This is a genomic window from Serratia sp. FDAARGOS_506, from assembly GCF_003812745.1.
Taxonomy (GTDB): Bacteria; Pseudomonadota; Gammaproteobacteria; order Enterobacterales; family Enterobacteriaceae; genus Serratia.
In genome coordinates, this window is the sequence record NZ_CP033831.1 from 3,732,530 (window position 1) to 3,748,621 (window position 16,092).

The window sequence follows — 16,092 nt, forward strand, 5'->3', positions numbered from 1 at the left end:
CAGCCCATAAGACCATCAAGAGCGGGCGGAGACGCGAACAATGGCGATATCTGAAGTGCAATCGCCCAGGGAGGGCGCGAAAAACACGCTGACGGAGCATCCGCTGATGCTGTCGGTGAACGGCGAACATCTTCATGCGCGGGTGATGGCGGATACGCCGCTCTTGCTGGTACTGCGCAACGATCTGGCGCTCAATGGCCCGAAATACGGCTGCGGCCTGGGCGAATGCGGCGCCTGTACCGTGTTGATCGACGGCGTGGCGGCGCGTTCCTGCGTGATCCCGGCGCTCGGCGTGTCCGGCCGGGCGATCGTGACCCTGGAAGGCCTTGGCGATCGCCAGCGACTGCATCCGGTGCAGCGTGCCTTTATCGAAGAGCAGGCGGCGCAATGCGGCTACTGTCTTAATGGCATGATCATGACCACCAAAGCCCTGTTGGATCGCAATCCCGCCCCGAGCGAGGCGGAGATCCGTCAGGCGCTCTCCGGCAACCTGTGCCGCTGCGGCACCCATCTCGAAATCCTGCGTGCGGTTCAGCGCGCCATTATTCTCTGCCGCGATGAGGACGCCCACGCTCATGACTGATTCCCGTCCCTCATCGCCGAGCCAGGCCGAATTGCTGCAGCGCGACGGCGTGCTGCTGATCGTCGACAGCGTGCAACCGCCGTCGGGGCCGGTGCCCAAAGGGCAAACGCCGGTGCTGAAGCCCAGGGAGCAAGGGCTGTTTATCGCCCTGTGCGGCAGCGGCGAAATCTATGCCTTTAACGGTCATGTCGATCTCGGCACCGGCGTGCGCACCGCGCTCGGCCAGATCGTCGCCGAAGAGCTGTACCTGCGCATGGATCAGGTGCGAATGGTGTTGGGCGATACCGAACGCGCGCCGAATCAGGGCGCCACCATCGCCAGCGCCACGCTGCAGATCTCCGCCGTGCCGCTGCGCAACGCCGCCGCCGAAGCGCGCCGTTGGCTGTTGTGCCAGGCAGCGCAGCGCTTTGATGCGCCGGTGGAACAGCTGACGCTGGAGGAGGGCGTGATCCGCAGCCCGCAGGGGCAGGCGCTGAGCTACGCCGAGCTGGTGGCCGGCGGTCATGTCGAGCTGTCGATTTCCGGCGACGCGCCGCTGAAACCGCACGCGGAATATCGCCTGGTGGGCACCAGCGCCGCGCGCGTCGATATTCCGGCCAAAGCGACCGGCGAAACCACCTACGTACACGACATGCGCCTGCCGAATATGCTGCACGGCCGGGTGGTGCGGCCCCCCTATGCCGGTTACGACAGCGGCGAATTTGTCGGCACCAGCCTGCTGGCGGTGGACGAAACCTCGATCGCGCATATTCCCGGCATCGTCAAACTGGTGGTGATCGGCGATTTCATCGGCATTGTCGCCGAGCGCGAAGAGCAGGCGGTCAAGGCGGCGCAGGCGCTGCAGGTCAGTTGGAAAGACTGGCGCCGCAATCTGCCGCAGATGGCCGACGTGGCGCAGGCGCTGCGCGACAACCCGCATTCGACCCGAGTGGTGCACGATACCGGCGATGTGGACGCGGCGCTGGCGGCGGCCGACAGGCGTTTCACCCGCAGCTATCTGTGGCCGTATCAACTGCATGCCTCGATCGGCCCTTCCTGCGCGCTGGCGGATTACCGGCCGGAGCGCCTGCAGGTCTGGTCAGGCAGCCAGAACCCGCATCTGCTGCGCGCCGATCTGGCCTGGCTGCTGGAATACCCGGAAGCGCAGATCGAGATCGTTCGCATGGAGGCGGCCGGTTGCTATGGCCGCAATTGCGCCGATGACGTCTGCGCTGACGCGGCGCTGCTGTCGCGCGCGGTGGGCAGGCCGGTGCGGGTGCAGCTGACCCGCGAGCAAGAACATGTGTGGGAACCGAAGGGCACGGCGCAGCTGATGGAGGTGGACGGCGGGCTGGACGCCGCCGGGCACCCGGTCGCCTACGACTTTCGCACCTATTATCCATCCAACGGCGCGCCGACGCTGGCGCTGCTGCTGACCGGCCGGGTCGAGCCGCTGCCGGTGGCCTATGAAATGGGCGACCGTACCTCGGTGCCGCCTTATGAGTATCCGGCGCTGCGCGTCAGCATCGAGGACATGGCGCCGATCGTGCGTGCCTCCTGGATGCGCGGCGTTTCCGCGTTGCCGAACACCTTCGCTCATGAATCTTATATCGATGAGCTGGCCCACGCCGCCGGCGTCGATCCGCTGGAATATCGGCTGCGCTATATCCATGACGAACGCGCCAGTGAGCTGATGCGCAGCACCGCAGAGCGCGCCGGCTGGACGCCGCATACCGAACCGATGCAGACCCCGGCGGAAGACGGCGTGCTGCGCGGGCGCGGCTTTGCCTACGCCCGTTACATCCACAGCAAGTTTCCCGGCTTTGGCGCGGCCTGGGCCGCCTGGGTGGCCGACGTGGCGATCGACAAAGCCAGCGGTGAAGTGGCAGTGACGCGCATCGTGGTCGGCCACGACGCGGGCATGATGGTCAACCCGGACGGCGTGCGCCACCAAATTCACGGCAACGTGTTGCAATCGACCAGCCGGGTGTTGAAAGAGCGCGTGACCTTTGAGGAATCGACGGTCTCCGCCAAAGAATGGGGGGCTTACCCGATCCTGACCTTCCCGGAGGTGCCGGAGGTGGACGTGGTGATGATGCCGCGCCCTTACGATCCGCCGCTGGGCGCCGGGGAGTCAGCTTCGGTGCCCAGCGCGGCGGCCATCGCCAACGCGGTGTTCGACGCCACCGGCATTCGTTTTCGCGAACTGCCGATTACCTCAGACAAGCTGCGAGAGGCGCTGAACGGGCCGGACGCCGAGCGACAGGCCGCACCGCCCAAGAAAAAGAAGCGCGGCAAATGGTGGTGCGGCGGTGCGGCGGGGCTGTTCGGCGCGGTGCTGGGTATCGCCGGCAGCGCCCTGCCATGGCGGGCGGAGATCGCGCCGGTGGCGACGCCCGGCGCCGGCACCTGGTCGGCCGCCACGCTGGAGCGCGGCCGCCAGTTGGCCGCCGCCGGAGACTGCGCGGTTTGCCATACCGCGTCTGAAGGGGCGACCAACGCCGGCGGGCTGGCGATGGCGACGCCGTTCGGCACGCTCTACAGCACCAACATTACCCCGGACGTGGCAACCGGCATCGGCAATTGGTCATTTACCGCGTTCGATCGGGCGATGCGGCAGGGCATCGCCCGCGACGGCCGCCATTTGTATCCGGCATTTCCTTACACCGCATTCAGTAAAATGACCGACGGCGACATGCAAGCGCTGTACGCTTATCTGATGTCACAACCGGCGGTGCGCCAGAGCAATCCGGCTAATCAGATGCGCTTCCCGTTTAACCTGCGGCCGTTGATGGCCGGTTGGAACGCGCTGTTCCTGCGCCAGGGGGAATTTCAACCCGATCCGCAACAAAGCGCGCAGTGGAATCGCGGCGCCTATCTGGTCAATGGCCTTGGCCACTGCGCCGCCTGCCATTCGCCGCGCAATCTGCTGGGGGCAGAAAAGGGCGGCGCGGCTTTCCTGGCGGGGGGGATGGTGGACGGGTGGGAAGCGCCGGCGCTGAATCAATTGGCCAATGCGGACAAGCCCTGGACCGAGGAACAGCTGTTTCAGTATTTCCGCAGCGGGCATTCCGCCGAGCACGGCGTGGCGGCCGGGCCGATGGGGCCGGTGGTCAGCGAACTGGCGACGTTGCCGCAGAGCGATCTGCGGGCGATGGCCAACTATCTGATCTCGCTGAGCACCAAGGCGACGCTGAATGTGGAACCGCAGGCGCAGTTGGCGGCCCGCGCCTTGCCGGCGGCGGGTCAGCTGGCGGGCGAGCGGTTGTTTCAGGGCGCTTGCCAGGCCTGCCACAGCGCCGCCGCCGGAGGGCCGCAGCTGTTCGGCGTCAGCCCGGATCTGGCCAATAACACCAATATCTTCAGCGATCGCCCCGATAATCTGATCAAGGTGATCCTGCAAGGGATCCCCAAACCGGCCACCGCCGAATTGGGCTTTATGCCGGGCTTTAAGGACAGCTTTTCCGATCGGCAGGTGACGGCGCTGGTGAATTATCTGCGCCAACGCTATGCCGGTGACAAACCGGCCTGGCGTGACGTGGAGGCGCAGGTGGCGCGGCTGCGCGCAGAGCCGGGCACGCACTGAGCCGCTTCAGGCATGGCGCAGAAACGTGACCAACCGCTGTGCCGGCAGCGGCAGCTGCGTCCATTCGCGCACCACCAGCGACAGATGCCGGGTCGCCCAGTCGTCCGTCAGCGGCAGGGCGCCGTGTCGGATCTGTGGATGGCGTTGGGCGCTCTCTTCCGGCACCACCGCCAGCCCGGCGCCGCGCCGCACCATGCGGCAGATGGCGTCGAAATTAGCGGCGCGCGCCCGTAGCCGCATCGGGCCGCCGCTGCGCATCGCCAGCTGTTCCAAATGCTGTTGCAGCGCGCTCTCTTCCGGCAGGCCGATAAACTCAAAAGACAGGGTGTCTGCGAAGCTGACCGTGCGGCGGCCGCTGAGCGCATGCCCCGGCGGCAGCGCCAGCACCAGACGATCCTGCCGGAAGGGATAGCTTGCCAGCCCGCGCAGATCGGCGTGATCCGCCACGATGCCGATATCCGCCGCCTGTTCGGCGATCGCCTGCGCGATGACCGGGCTGGGCAGCTCCTCCAGCGCGATGTCGGTGTGCGGGTGCAGCACCAGAAAATCCGCCAGCAGCTCCGGCAGAAAAGCGTCGGCGGCGACGGTATTGGCGACGATGCGCAGCTGGCTGCGCTGGCCCGGCGCGAACTCGGCCATCTCGCCCCGCAGCCGGTCGCGCTGTTGCAACAGCACACGCGCATGTTGCAACAGGCGCTCACCGGCAGCTGTCGCCTGGACACCGCGCGGATTACGCGTCAGTAGCGCTATGCCGGCCTGTTGCTCCAGGCCGCGCATGCGTGCGCTGGCAGCGGCCAGCGACAGCCCGACGCGCTCGCCGCCGGCGGTGATGCTGCCGGTCTCGATCACCGCCACCAACAGCCGCAGATCGATAAAGTCAAAATGCATGCGTTCTCCCTCTGTCTTTGCCGCAGGCAGGCTCTGCCATTGCCGCATTGTGCCGCGCCGCGCCGCCGGCCACAATCGGGCCGTTGATTGCCATAAGGATAGACATATGCCGCTGACGTTACTCGAGATTATCGCCCTGACGGGCATTTTTACGCTGGCCGGCACGGTCAAAGGGGCGATCGGCCTGGGTTTGCCGACGGTGTCGATGGGGCTGCTCAGCCTGATGATGCCGCCGGGGCAGGCCGCTGCGCTGCTGCTGTTGCCCTCGTTGATCACCAATCTGTGGCAGTTGCTGTGCGGGCCGCAGCTGGGGGCGCTGTGCCGCCGGCTCTGGCCGATGATGCTGTGCGTCACGTTGGGCACGTTGCTGAGCGCCGGCGCGCTCACCGCTACCGACGGCCGCCTGGCGCCGCTGGCGCTGGGCGTTTGCCTGATCGGCTATGCACTGTTGGGATTCACCCGTTTTGATTGGCGCGTTCGCGCCACGGCGGAGCCTTGGCTGGGGCCGCTGTGCGGTCTGGTGACCGGTGCGCTGACCGGCGCCACCGGCGTATTCGTCATCCCGGCGGTGCCCTATCTGAACGCATTGGGCCTGGCGCGTGACGATCTGGTGCAGGCGCTGGGGCTATCGTTCACCGTCTCGACGCTGGCGCTGGCCGCCGGATTAGCCTGGCATCAGGCGCTGCCCGGCGCGCTGCTCGGCGGTTCATTGCTGGCGCTGTTGCCGGCGCTGGGCGGCATGTGGCTGGGCGGGATCGTGCGTCGTCACAGCAGCCCGCTGATTTTTCGCCGCTGCTTTTTTAGCGGGCTATTGGTGTTGGGGGCTGAGATTGTGTGGCGGGGGATACATTAGGCGGTAAATTTTACCTGCGTCTTCGGCTTTCAATTTACGGCGCGGCGTATTGCGCGATATTCTGGTTTTCTGATGGGCTAACGGCGGATGAGGGAACCATGACAGACAGCCAGGCGTTTGAACAACAAAGCCTCGACAATCTGCTGAGCTATTGGCGGCGCCATCGCCGCCTGCCGGGTGCACGCTATCCGGCCGGGCCGACCGACAGCCTGTGCGACGTGCCGGGCGTCAGCGTCGGGCATCACACTTTGGCCGACGGCGAATGCCAGACCGGCGTTACCGCCATCGTGCCGCCGGGCGATCTGTTCAACCAGCCGCTGCCGTGCGGCAGCGCGGTGCTCAACGGCTTCGCCAAGCCGCTGGGATTGGTGCAATTGAATGAGCTGGGCGAGTTGCAGACGCCTATTCTGCTGAGCAACACCTTCGCCGTCGGCACGCTGTTCAACGCCATGGTGCGGCGCAGCTGTCTGCGCTACCCGCAGATCGGCCGCGGTAGCGCCACCATCAACCCGCTGGTACTGGAGTGCAACGACGGCTACCTCAACGATATTCAGGCGATGGCGGTGCGTGAGGAGCACGTCTTCAGCGCGCTGGATAACCATTCCACCCGCTTTGCGCGCGGCAGCGTCGGCGCCGGGCGCGGCATGAGCAGCTTCGGCCTGAAGGGCGGCATTGGCACCGCCTCGCGCTATTGTCCGGGGTTAGGCACCATGCTCGGCGTGCTGGTGCTGGCCAACTTCGGCACCCTCGACTCGCTGACGCTGAGCGGCGTGCGCGTTGGCCCGGCGCTGGGCAAGCTGTTGGCGGATCCGCCGCCGCAGGTGGACGCCGGCTCGGTGATTATTATCATCGCCTGCGATCGGGCGCTGGACAGCCGCCAACTGAACCGCATCGCCCGCAGAGCGGGCGCGGGCCTGGGGCGGGTAGGCAGCCATTGGGGGCACGGTTCCGGCGACATCGCACTGGCGTTTTCCACCCGGTTGCTGGGGGCTGCGCTGCCGGACGAACGGCTGGAGCCGCTGTTTGCGGCGGCGGCGGACGCCACCGAATACGCGGTGTTGGATGCGTTGCTGAGCGCCGAAGGCGTCAGCGGTTTCCAGCAGCACACGCGCGCAGCGCTGGGCCCGCTGCTCGATCGCCTGGCGGCGGCAAATTAAATAACGGGAGTGTGATGTGAAGGTCTTTATCTCTGCGGATATCGAAGGTATTGCCGGCGTGATGCGGCCGGAGCAGTGCAACCCGGCCCACGCCGACTATGCGGCGGCGCGCGAACTGATGGAACAGGAGGTCAATGCCGCCATCGACGGCGCTTTCGCCGGCGGGGCCACCGAGGTGACGGTGGCCGATAGCCACGCCATGATGCAGAACCTGCGCGCCGATCGCATCGATGGGCGCGCGCGCCTGGTGCAGGGCAAGCCGCGCGGGCTGTCGATGGTGGAAGGGCTGCAACACCAACGCTACGACGGCCTGATGTTTATCGGCTACCACAGCGCCGCCGGCGAACATGGCGTGCTGGCGCACACCATCAACGGTCGGGCCTTTTACCGCGTCAGCCTGAACGGCGAAGCGGTGGGCGAAAGCGATCTGTATGCAGCGGCGGCGGCCGAATTGAACGTGCCGCTGTGGCTGGTGAGCGGTGACGACGAGCTGCAACGCTGGATTGCTGAACGTTATCCGCAGTCTGGCTATGTTTGCGTGAAGCGCGCGATCTCGCAAACCGCCGCCGAATCGCTCAGCCCGCAGCGGGCGCGCGTCGAGATCCGTGAACGGGCGATGCAACAGGTGCGTCAGGGCGGGAAGCTGCCGGTGGAACGCCGCTTCATGCCGCCTTATCGGCTGACGCTGATGGCGGCCAAACCGGTGCTGGCGGATCTGTTCAGCCTGGTGCCCGGCGTGGAGCGCCAGGACGCGCTGACCGTGGCCTTCGACAGCGACAACATGGCGGCGCAAATCAACCTGCTCAGCGTCTTCTCCTATCTGGCAACGACGCAGAACTGAGGGATAACGCAGCTACAGGCGCTCGCGGTTGGCGAGCTGTAGGGTGAGGTTTTCAATGCGCTCGGCCATCTGCTTCGTCAGGGCGGTTAATTCCGTGTTTTGCTTCAGCAGCTCGAGCAGCTGTTCGGACTGCCGTTCGGCCAGGGTTTGCCGCTGTGCCATCGCCTCATCCAGATCTTCCCGGTGCCGGGCATCGGCCAAGGCATGCGCCTGGTCGCGCTCGGCCTGGCGCGTTTGCGCCAGCAGGATCAACGGCGCAGCGTAGGCGGCCTGCAGGCTGAACGCCAGATTCAGCAGAATGAAGGGGTAAGGGTCAAATTTGGTGAAGCCGGCCAGGTTGAGATAGATCCACACGCCGACCACCACCGTTTGTCCCACCAAAAAAGTCGGCGTGCCGAAGAAGCGGGCGAACGCTTCGGCTTTCAGGGCAAACCATTGATCGCCAAAGGTATGGCTTAACCCTTGCAGCGGCCGATACAGACGAAATTTCTTGTGCTCCGACATAGCGGTAAGACTCATAGAGATTGGATGTGTGTCATTTATAGCTATAGCACAAATGCGTTTAAAGACGCGGCAGCCTGGCGCCGATGGCCCGCACCGCACGATCCCTCAACGAAAAATCCCTTATCAAGATTAGGCCTGCTGGATAATAGGCTACGCTAATTATTGCTCTGTTGCGCTATGTCACCTGACGGGCGCGACAACCCATTCCCATAACAAAAACGGTTTCGCCGAACGCAGTGACGCCTTCGGTTTTTTTGGAGTCATGAGCAATGAGCATATCCCAAGTTCCGCTTTCGCGGCGGCGGTTTATCGTCGGCGCCGGAGCGTTGGTGATCGGCGCTTATCTGCCGTCCACCGGCGCGCTGGCGCGCTCGAACGCCCCGGCCGCCTCCGGCGCGGCGGCGTTTGACGCCAACGCCTTCGTCCAGATCGGCGCTGACGGCGTCGTCACCGTGATCAGCAAACACACCGAAGTGGGCCAGGGGGTCTATACCGGCATGGCGACGTTGGTCGCTGAAGAGCTCGATGCCGACTGGGCGCAGGTACGGGTCGTCGCCGCGCCGGTGGACACCAATATCTACAAAAACCTGACCTTCGGATTCCAGGGCACCGGCGGTTCCAGCTCGGTGGCCAATGCCTATGAGCAGATGCGGCGCATGGGCGCCATGGCGCGTGCGCTGCTGGTGCAGGCCGCCGCGCAGAGTTGGAAAACCTCGGCGCAGGAAATTACCGTGCAGGCGGGCAAGATCCGCCATGCTGCCAGCGGGCGCGAGGCGGGTTTCGGCGAATTCGCCGCGCTGGCCGCCACGCTGCCGCCGCCCGATCCCGCCAGCCTGACGCTGAAGGATCCGGCCAATTTCACCCTGATCGGCAAAACGCGCGGCCTGCACCGCGTCGATTCGCTGGCGAAAACCAACGGCAGCGCGCAGTTCTCGCAGGATATCCACGAGCCGGACATGTTGACCGTCACCATCAAGAAACCGCCGCGCTTCGGCGGCAAGGTGGCGACCTTCGATGCCGAACGGGCGCTGGCGATACCGGGGGTGGTGGCGGTGAAGCAAATCGCCACCGGCGTGGCGGTTTACGCTAAAAACACCTGGGCGGCGATCCAGGGGCGGGAGCGGCTGAAGGTGACGTGGGACGACGCGCAGGCCGAACGGCGTAACACCGAGGAAATCTACGCTGAATTTCGCCAGGTGGCGCAGAAAACCGGCGTGGTGGCGAAAACCCTCGGTAAGCCGGACGAGGTGTTCGACAAGGCCGACAAGGTGATCGAGGCCGAATACACCTTCCCGTACGTTGCCCATGCCCCGATGGAGCCGCTGGACGGCTATCTGTTCTGGGACGGCGAGAGCGTCAAGGCGCGTTACGGCTGCCAAATCCAAACGCTCGATCACAAGCAACTGTGCGATCTGTTCGAGTTGCCGCCGGACAGGGTGCAGATTGAAACCATTCTGGCGGGCGGCAGCTTCGGTCGGCGCATCGATTTAGGCAACCCGACGCTGGGGCCGGATCTGGCGGCCGACATGGCGGCGGCGGCCAAGGGCATCGGCCCCGGCCACGGCGTGAAGGTGGTATGGACGCGCGAGGACGACATCCGCAACGGCTGGTATCGTCCGATGATCCTGCACCGCCTGCGCGGGGCCATCCGCGGCGGCAAGGTGGTGGGCTGGACCGATACCGTGGTCGGCCACTCCTGGACGCGCCACAGCGCGATGGATGCGCTGGTGGTCAACGGCCTCGATCAGATGATGGTCGAGGGCGCCAGCGAGGTGTCATATACCTTCGAAGCCTTCCGCTGCGATGCGCACATCGTGCCGGGCAAGGTGCCGACCACCTCGTTGCGGTCGGTGGCCAGCACCCACACCGGCCACGCGGTGGAGAGCTTTATCGATCAGCTGTTGCAGGAAACCGGGCAGGATCCGGTCGAAGGGCGGCTGGCGCTGATGGGCGATGCGCCGCGCGCGGCGGGCGTGCTGCGCGCGGTAGCGAAAGCCGCTGACTGGCAGGGCGCGAAAGTGGTGGACGGACGCGCGCGCGGCGTGGGCGTCGCCAAGGCGTTCGATACCTATGTGGCGCAGGTGGCCGAGGTGTCGATCGGCGAAGGCGGCATCCCGAAAGTGCACAAGGTGTGGTGCGCGGTGGACTGCGGCGTGGCGGTGAACCCCGACGTGATCCGCGCGCAGATCGAGGGCGGCATCGGCTACGGCCTGAGCATGGCGCTGTACGGCAATATCACGCTGAAAGACGGCGTGGTCGAACAGTCCAACTTCAATAACTTCCGCCCGCTGCGCATCGATGAGATGCCGGAGATCGAGGTGATCATCGTGCCCTCGAGCGAGAAACCGACCGGCGTGGGCGAGCTGGGGGTGCCGACCATCGCCCCGGCGGTCGGCAACGCGCTGGCGCTGCTCGGGCGGCCGCGCACCTCGCTGAGCCTGCCGCTGCATAATCCTACCGCGAACCCGGCGTCTGACCAGGAGAGAACCTGATGATTCAATTAACCGTAAACGAGCAGCCGCTGACCTTCGAGGGCGATCCGCACATGCCGCTGCTGTGGTTTTTGCGTGACGAAGCCGGCCTGACCGGCACCAAGTTCGGCTGCGGCATCGCCATGTGCGGCGCCTGTACCGTGCATCTGGACGGTGTGCCGGTGCGCTCGTGCATGACGCCGGTCTCCGCCGCCGTCGGCAAAAAAATCACCACCATCGAAGCCGTGGGCGCCACGCCGGAAGGCAAGGCGGTACAGGAAGCCTGGCTTGATCTGGACGTGGTGCAGTGCGGCTACTGCCAGTCCGGCCAAATCATGAGCGCCAGCGCGCTGCTGGCGCAAAGCAAGAACCCGAGCGATGCGGACATCGACGCGGCGATGGGCGGCAACGTTTGCCGCTGCGCCACCTATGTGCGCATTCGCGCCGCCATCCACCAGGCCGCCAAGGCGTTGGGTTAGGGAGAGATGCGATGAGCAACGCCTTGAAAGGGCTGTTATGGCTGATTATCGCCGTGGTGGTGTTGGCGGGCGGATACGCGCTGTACACGCTGCTGCGGCCCACCGGCGCAGAGCCTGCGGCGCCGATCGCCGGGGCGCCGGCCGGCATCACCGATAAACTGGCGCGCGGCGAGTACCTGGCGCGCGCCGCCGACTGCGTGGCGTGCCACACTGCGCCGGGCGGCACGCCGTATGCCGGCGGCTTCGCCTTCAAGCTGCCGTTCGGCACCATTTACGGCACCAACATCACCGCCGACAAGGAGACCGGCATCGGTAACTGGAGCGACGATCAGTTCGTGCGCGCGGTGCGTGAGGGTATCGGCCCGCAGGGCAACCTGTATCCGGCGATGCCCTACACCTCGTACACCGAACTGAGCCGCGACGACGTGCTGGCGATCAAGGATTATCTGTTCAGCCTGCCGCCGGTGAAGCAGGCCAGCCCGCAAAACGATCTGTCGTTCCCGTTCAACCAGCGTTGGGGCATGAAATTCTGGAACCTGGCGTTCTTCCATGAGCAACGCTTTGCGCCGGATCTCAACAAGGACGAGCAGTGGAACCGCGGCGCCTATCTGGCGACGGCGCTGGGCCACTGCGGCGAGTGCCACACGCCGCGCAATCTGGGGTTCGGCCTCAACCAGAGCAAGCATCTGAGCGGTGAAGTGGTGCAGGGTTGGTTCGCTGCCAACATCACGCCGGATAAGCAGACCGGCATCGGCGGCTGGAGCGACCAGCAGCTGTCGCAATATCTGGCCACCGGCCATGCGCCGGGGCGCAGTAGCGCCGCCGGCCCGATGGCGGAAGCGGTGGAAAACAGCCTGCAGTTCCTGACGCCGGAAGACAATCTGGCGCTGGTGAAATACCTGCGCGATATCGAACCGATCGCCGGCGACGGCGCGGCGGCGGTGAACCTGCAGCCGAAGGGCGCGGGGGTCTCCACGCCGATCCTGCCGGGTGGGCAAGACAGTTCGCTCGGGCGGCGGCTGTTCGCCAACGACTGCAGCGGCTGCCACCAGTGGAACGGGCCGGGCCGCCAGAGCGAGTATGCATCGCTGGTGGGCAGCACGGCGGTGAACGATCCGCAGGGGCGCAGCGTGGTGCAGGCCATCCTGAAGGGGACGAGCATCAGCATCGGCGATCGGCATGAAATGATGCCGGCGTTCGGCAGCGCCTATTCCGATGAGGAAGTGGCGGCGGTCGCCAACTTCGTGGTCGGCCACTTCGGCGATAAGCAGGGCAAAGTCACCGCCAAACAGGTGGCGGAGCAGCGCAAGCAGTAAAACGAAAAGGCGCGCGGGCCGGCTTAGCCTGCGCGCTTCTCGACCAGAAAGTCCAGCAGCGCCCTGATCTTGGAAGACATGTGCTCACGGGAGGGGATATACAGGTAGAAGCCGGGAAACGGCTGCGACCAGGGCTGCAGGATCCGCACCAGTTCACCGCGTTCCACCTGCGCCTTCACGGCGAAATCAAAGTGCTGAATAATGCCGACATGCTGCAACGCGGCGCGGATCATGCCGTCGTCGTCGTTGGTGATCATGCTGCCTTGCGGCTCGACGGAAAAGGTATGGCGCGCGTGCCGCTCAAGGGTGGAAAACTCCCATTGATAAATGGCGCCGCTGGTTGCGTGGCGAAAAGCGATGCAGTTGTGGTTGACCAGATCCGCCGGCGTGGCGGGCGTGCCGTAACGGCTGAGGTATTGCGGCGTGGCCACCGCCACCAGTTCCACCTGCGGGGTGATGGGGATCGCCACCATATGCTCGGCGAGGCTTTCACCCAGCCGCACGCCGGCGTCGTAGCCTTCGGAAATGATGCTGGCCATGCCGTCGTCCATCACCAGCTCAAGCTTCAACCTGGGGTAGCGCGCCAGGAATTCGCCGATATGCGGTTCAATAAAGTGCTTGGCGGCCGTGCGCGAGGCGTTTATCCGCAGCAGCCCCGCCGGCTCGTGGCGGCTCTCTTCCAACGTGCCGACGGCGTGTTCGATCGCGTTGAGGGCGGGCGCCAGAGCCTCGAGCAGACGTTGCCCTTCCTCCGTGAGCGACATATCGCGGGTGGTGCGGTTGAGCAGCTTGAGGTTCAGCTGTTTTTCCAGCGCCTTTAGATTTTGCGACAGGGCGGCGCGGGAAACGCCCATTTGGGCCGCCGCTTTGGTAAAGCTGCGGTGCTGCGCGATATGCGCGAACCATGCCAGTGAGGGAAGCAGGGAAGGATCCATCGATGCGCTCCGCATTGTAAATTACAGCTTAACACTGTAGTTCATTCCCTGTGCTTCTCAAATAACAATACGGCGTCTAAAGTGAACCCTATCCCAGCGGAAGCGATGCCGAGCGCGTTTCCCGAGCCAGCAACCCTGTGAGGAACTCATGATGAAAACGGTCAAAATCAAGCGTCAGTATTGGGACATCGCGGCGGATCTTCATTTCCCGCCGGATTTCGACGAGCGGAAAAAGTACCCGGCGATCATCAGCGCCCACCCGATCGGCAGCTGCAAAGAGCAGACCTCGGGCAATGTCTATGGCGCGGCGCTGGCGAAAGCCGGTTTTGTGGTCATCGCGTTCGACGCCAGCTTCCAGGGCGAGAGCGGCGGCGAACCGCGCTTTATCGAAGATCCCGCTCAGCGCGTGGAAGATTTTCGCGTCGTGACCGATTATCTGGTGACGCTGGACTACGTTGACGACCAGCGTATCGGCGTGCTCGGCATCTGCGGCGGCGGCGGTTACGCCATCAACGCTACGATGACGGAGCGGCGCATCAAAGCGGTGGCGACCATCACCGGCGCCAACTATGGCCGGGTGATGCGCGAGGGCGTGTTGGCCAATGGCGATCCCGTGGCTTTCCTGGAGGATATTGCCCGGCAGCGTACCGCAGAGGCGCGCGGCGCGGCGTTGCGCGTGGACGTAGGCCTGTACCCGAGCGTTGAGGCGGCGCAACAAGACGGTGCCGATATCGATCTGCGCGAGGCGACGGAATACTACCGGACGGCGCGCGGCGAGAAGCCGAACGGCGCAAACAAGACGCTGTATTCCCATAACGCGGTGGCCGTGGGTTGGGACGCGTTCCACCTGGCGGAAGTGCTGCTGACCCAGCCGCTGTTGGTGATCGTCGGCAGCAAACCCGGCCTGTTCGGCGCGTTGCGCGACGGCTATGAGATCGTGCGCCGCGCCAAATCGCAGCACAAAGAGCTGGTGGTGGTAGAAGGCTGGTCGCATTACGATCTCTACGACAAACCGGAGCCGGTAGCCCAGGCGCTGGAGAAGCTGGTGCCGTTCTTTAACGCCACGCTGTAAGCGCAGGCCGGAGGCGAGGGTGTTTCTCCCTCGCCGTGGCGTCAGCGGCTGCGCCGTGACATGACCCGCTTGTCTTTCGGCCGATCCTGCCAGTCTTCCATCTGATTGTTGAAGTTGTCCGCCAGCAGGTAGGCCGGGGTTTTCGCCAGCCAGTCGGACAACGAAATATCCTGATAAATGCCGTTGTCCATTACGATCAGCACCTTCAAATCCTCATCGCCGATGTTCTCGATGTAATGGCCGAAGCCCTGCGGCACGTACCCGACGTCCGAAGGGGCGTACTCTTCCGTTTGCGCGTGGCCGTGTGAGCTGAACACCGTCATACGGCCTTGGCCGGCAATATAGTATTGCCATTCGTTGGCGTTCGGGTGCCAGTGCAATTCCCGGATTGCGCCGGGTTTAACGATCTCGATGATACCGGTCATGGTGGTGGAGATGGGGAATTCTTTCGACGACACCAAATGAACGCTGCCGGCGTCATTTTCAAAGAACGGCTTCTGCTTCATTAATTCATAACGGTGAGTCAGCGGGGCGTTATTTAATCCGCCGTCGTTTTTCGGTAATGGTAAGGCGGGCGGAACGGCGCCGCCAACAATATAGGCCTCACCCTGTTTGGCCTTGGAAAATACCGCCGCCGGCATGTCGACGCTTTTTTCCAATACCTCTTTCGGCATATGCGCCACCCAATCGGTGATGCTGAAAGTGCCGAATTCGGAGAAATGCCCGTTATCGAACGCCAGAATAAAATGCGCGCCGTCCGCCAGGGCCTGAATGGAATGGCCATAGCCTTTCGGGAAATACCACACGTCGCCGGGCCCGAAGTCCGCCACTTCGCATTTTCCTTCGGGATCGAGGATGGTGATGCGCGCATGGCCTTCCAGCATAAACGCCCATTCGGCGGCGATGGCGTGCCAGTGCAGCTCGCGCACGCCGCCCGGCTCCAGCGTCATGTCGACGCCTGCCACGCCTTCGGAGATCGGAAACTGCTCAACGGTGGCCTCGCGTGCCCAGCCGCTGGGCAGGCTGCGTTTCTTGCTGTCGGTGAATTTGTACTTATAGAGATGCTGCGCATTGGCAGGCGGCTGATAGCTGCTGGGGGGCACGATATTGCGATGGTCGTCGGCAGCGGCATTTTTTGCGATGCCGCCGATCATGCCGGCGGCCGCCGCGCTGACAGCGGAGACTTTCAATATGTCACGACGCGATAGCATAACGTTTTCTCCAATATAAAATCTTGCGTCTAAAGAGGCCGGCGCAGGGAAGGCATAATTGCCCTTGAAAGGTATTTTTGTCATCGGCGGGACTAGGCAATGACAGTTAAATCCTAGCGGCTGGAAAATATTGGGTAGGCGTTTATTTGTTTGCGTTTGTTACTAAGTGAGAGCGGGTTTAATTAATCCCTGGGAAGTTGAATAGTCATTGTTTGGA

Annotated in this window: 13 protein-coding genes; 9 read left to right on the forward strand and 4 right to left on the reverse strand. The window is 64.3% G+C overall.

Annotated features, from left to right (window positions below):
* Positions 1-40: 40 nt before the first annotated feature.
* Positions 41-583, forward strand: coding sequence for a (2Fe-2S)-binding protein (locus EGY12_RS18180; protein ID WP_123894869.1), 543 nt, complete (start codon positions 41-43; stop codon positions 581-583).
* A complete protein-coding gene (locus tag EGY12_RS18185) occupies positions 576-4,148 on the forward strand; it encodes a molybdopterin cofactor-binding domain-containing protein (protein ID WP_123894870.1) in 3,573 nt (1,190 codons plus the stop codon). Before EGY12_RS18180 ends, EGY12_RS18185 begins: the two co-directional genes overlap by 8 nt.
* A 6-nt stretch (positions 4,149-4,154) precedes the next feature.
* Here EGY12_RS18185 and EGY12_RS18190 read toward each other — a convergent pair whose 3' ends face one another.
* A complete protein-coding gene (locus EGY12_RS18190) occupies positions 4,155-5,036 on the reverse strand; it encodes a LysR substrate-binding domain-containing protein (RefSeq protein WP_123894871.1) in 882 nt (293 codons plus the stop codon).
* A 106-nt stretch (positions 5,037-5,142) separates the two neighbouring features.
* On the opposite strand from EGY12_RS18190, the gene EGY12_RS18195 reads away from it, so the two are divergent.
* From EGY12_RS18195 to EGY12_RS18205, 3 genes are all read left to right on the forward strand, one after another.
* Positions 5,143-5,889 (forward strand): sulfite exporter TauE/SafE family protein, encoded by a 747-nt coding sequence (locus EGY12_RS18195; protein WP_123894872.1) that lies wholly within the window; start codon positions 5,143-5,145, stop codon positions 5,887-5,889.
* A gap of 98 nt (positions 5,890-5,987) precedes the next feature.
* Positions 5,988-7,046, forward strand: a complete 1,059-nt coding sequence (locus tag EGY12_RS18200; RefSeq protein WP_123894873.1) for a P1 family peptidase — start codon at positions 5,988-5,990, stop codon at positions 7,044-7,046.
* Between the two features lie 16 nt (positions 7,047-7,062).
* A complete protein-coding gene (locus EGY12_RS18205; RefSeq protein WP_123894874.1) occupies positions 7,063-7,887 on the forward strand; it encodes a M55 family metallopeptidase in 825 nt (274 codons plus the stop codon).
* A gap of 12 nt (positions 7,888-7,899) precedes the next feature.
* Here the strand turns inward: EGY12_RS18205 and EGY12_RS18210 are convergent, their stop codons facing one another.
* Entirely contained in the window at positions 7,900-8,391 is a 492-nt protein-coding gene (locus tag EGY12_RS18210) for a DUF1003 domain-containing protein (protein ID WP_171555241.1), read from the reverse strand.
* A gap of 269 nt (positions 8,392-8,660) precedes the next feature.
* Between EGY12_RS18210 and EGY12_RS18215 the strand changes: the two genes are divergently transcribed.
* The 3 genes from EGY12_RS18215 to EGY12_RS18225 are packed head-to-tail and all read left to right on the forward strand — an operon-like array spanning position 8,661 to position 12,657.
* The gene (locus EGY12_RS18215; protein ID WP_123894875.1) at positions 8,661-10,883 is read left to right on the forward strand and encodes a molybdopterin cofactor-binding domain-containing protein; all 2,223 of its coding nucleotides are present in this window, start codon (positions 8,661-8,663) and stop codon (positions 10,881-10,883) included.
* Positions 10,883-11,341, forward strand: a complete 459-nt coding sequence (locus EGY12_RS18220) for a (2Fe-2S)-binding protein (RefSeq protein WP_025302752.1) — start codon at positions 10,883-10,885, stop codon at positions 11,339-11,341. The genes EGY12_RS18215 and EGY12_RS18220 overlap by 1 nt, the downstream gene beginning before the upstream one ends.
* A gap of 11 nt (positions 11,342-11,352) precedes the next feature.
* Positions 11,353-12,657: a cytochrome c gene (locus tag EGY12_RS18225; RefSeq protein WP_123894876.1), complete on the forward strand. Its 1,305-nt coding sequence runs from the start codon at positions 11,353-11,355 to the stop codon at positions 12,655-12,657.
* Between the two features lie 23 nt (positions 12,658-12,680).
* Here the strand turns inward: EGY12_RS18225 and EGY12_RS18230 are convergent, their stop codons facing one another.
* Positions 12,681-13,592, reverse strand: coding sequence for a LysR family transcriptional regulator (locus EGY12_RS18230; protein WP_123894877.1), 912 nt, complete (start codon positions 13,590-13,592; stop codon positions 12,681-12,683).
* Positions 13,593-13,743: 151 nt separating this feature from the next.
* Here EGY12_RS18230 and EGY12_RS18235 point away from each other — a divergent pair, with 151 nt between their 5' ends.
* Positions 13,744-14,664 carry an alpha/beta hydrolase gene (locus EGY12_RS18235; protein WP_123894878.1) on the forward strand — a complete coding sequence of 307 codons (921 nt, stop codon included), beginning with the start codon at positions 13,744-13,746 and terminating at the stop codon, positions 14,662-14,664.
* Between the two features lie 41 nt (positions 14,665-14,705).
* Here EGY12_RS18235 and EGY12_RS18240 read toward each other — a convergent pair whose 3' ends face one another.
* The gene (locus EGY12_RS18240; RefSeq protein WP_123894879.1) at positions 14,706-15,875 is read right to left on the reverse strand and encodes a cupin domain-containing protein; all 1,170 of its coding nucleotides are present in this window, start codon (positions 15,873-15,875) and stop codon (positions 14,706-14,708) included.
* Between the last annotated feature and the right edge of the window lie 217 nt (positions 15,876-16,092).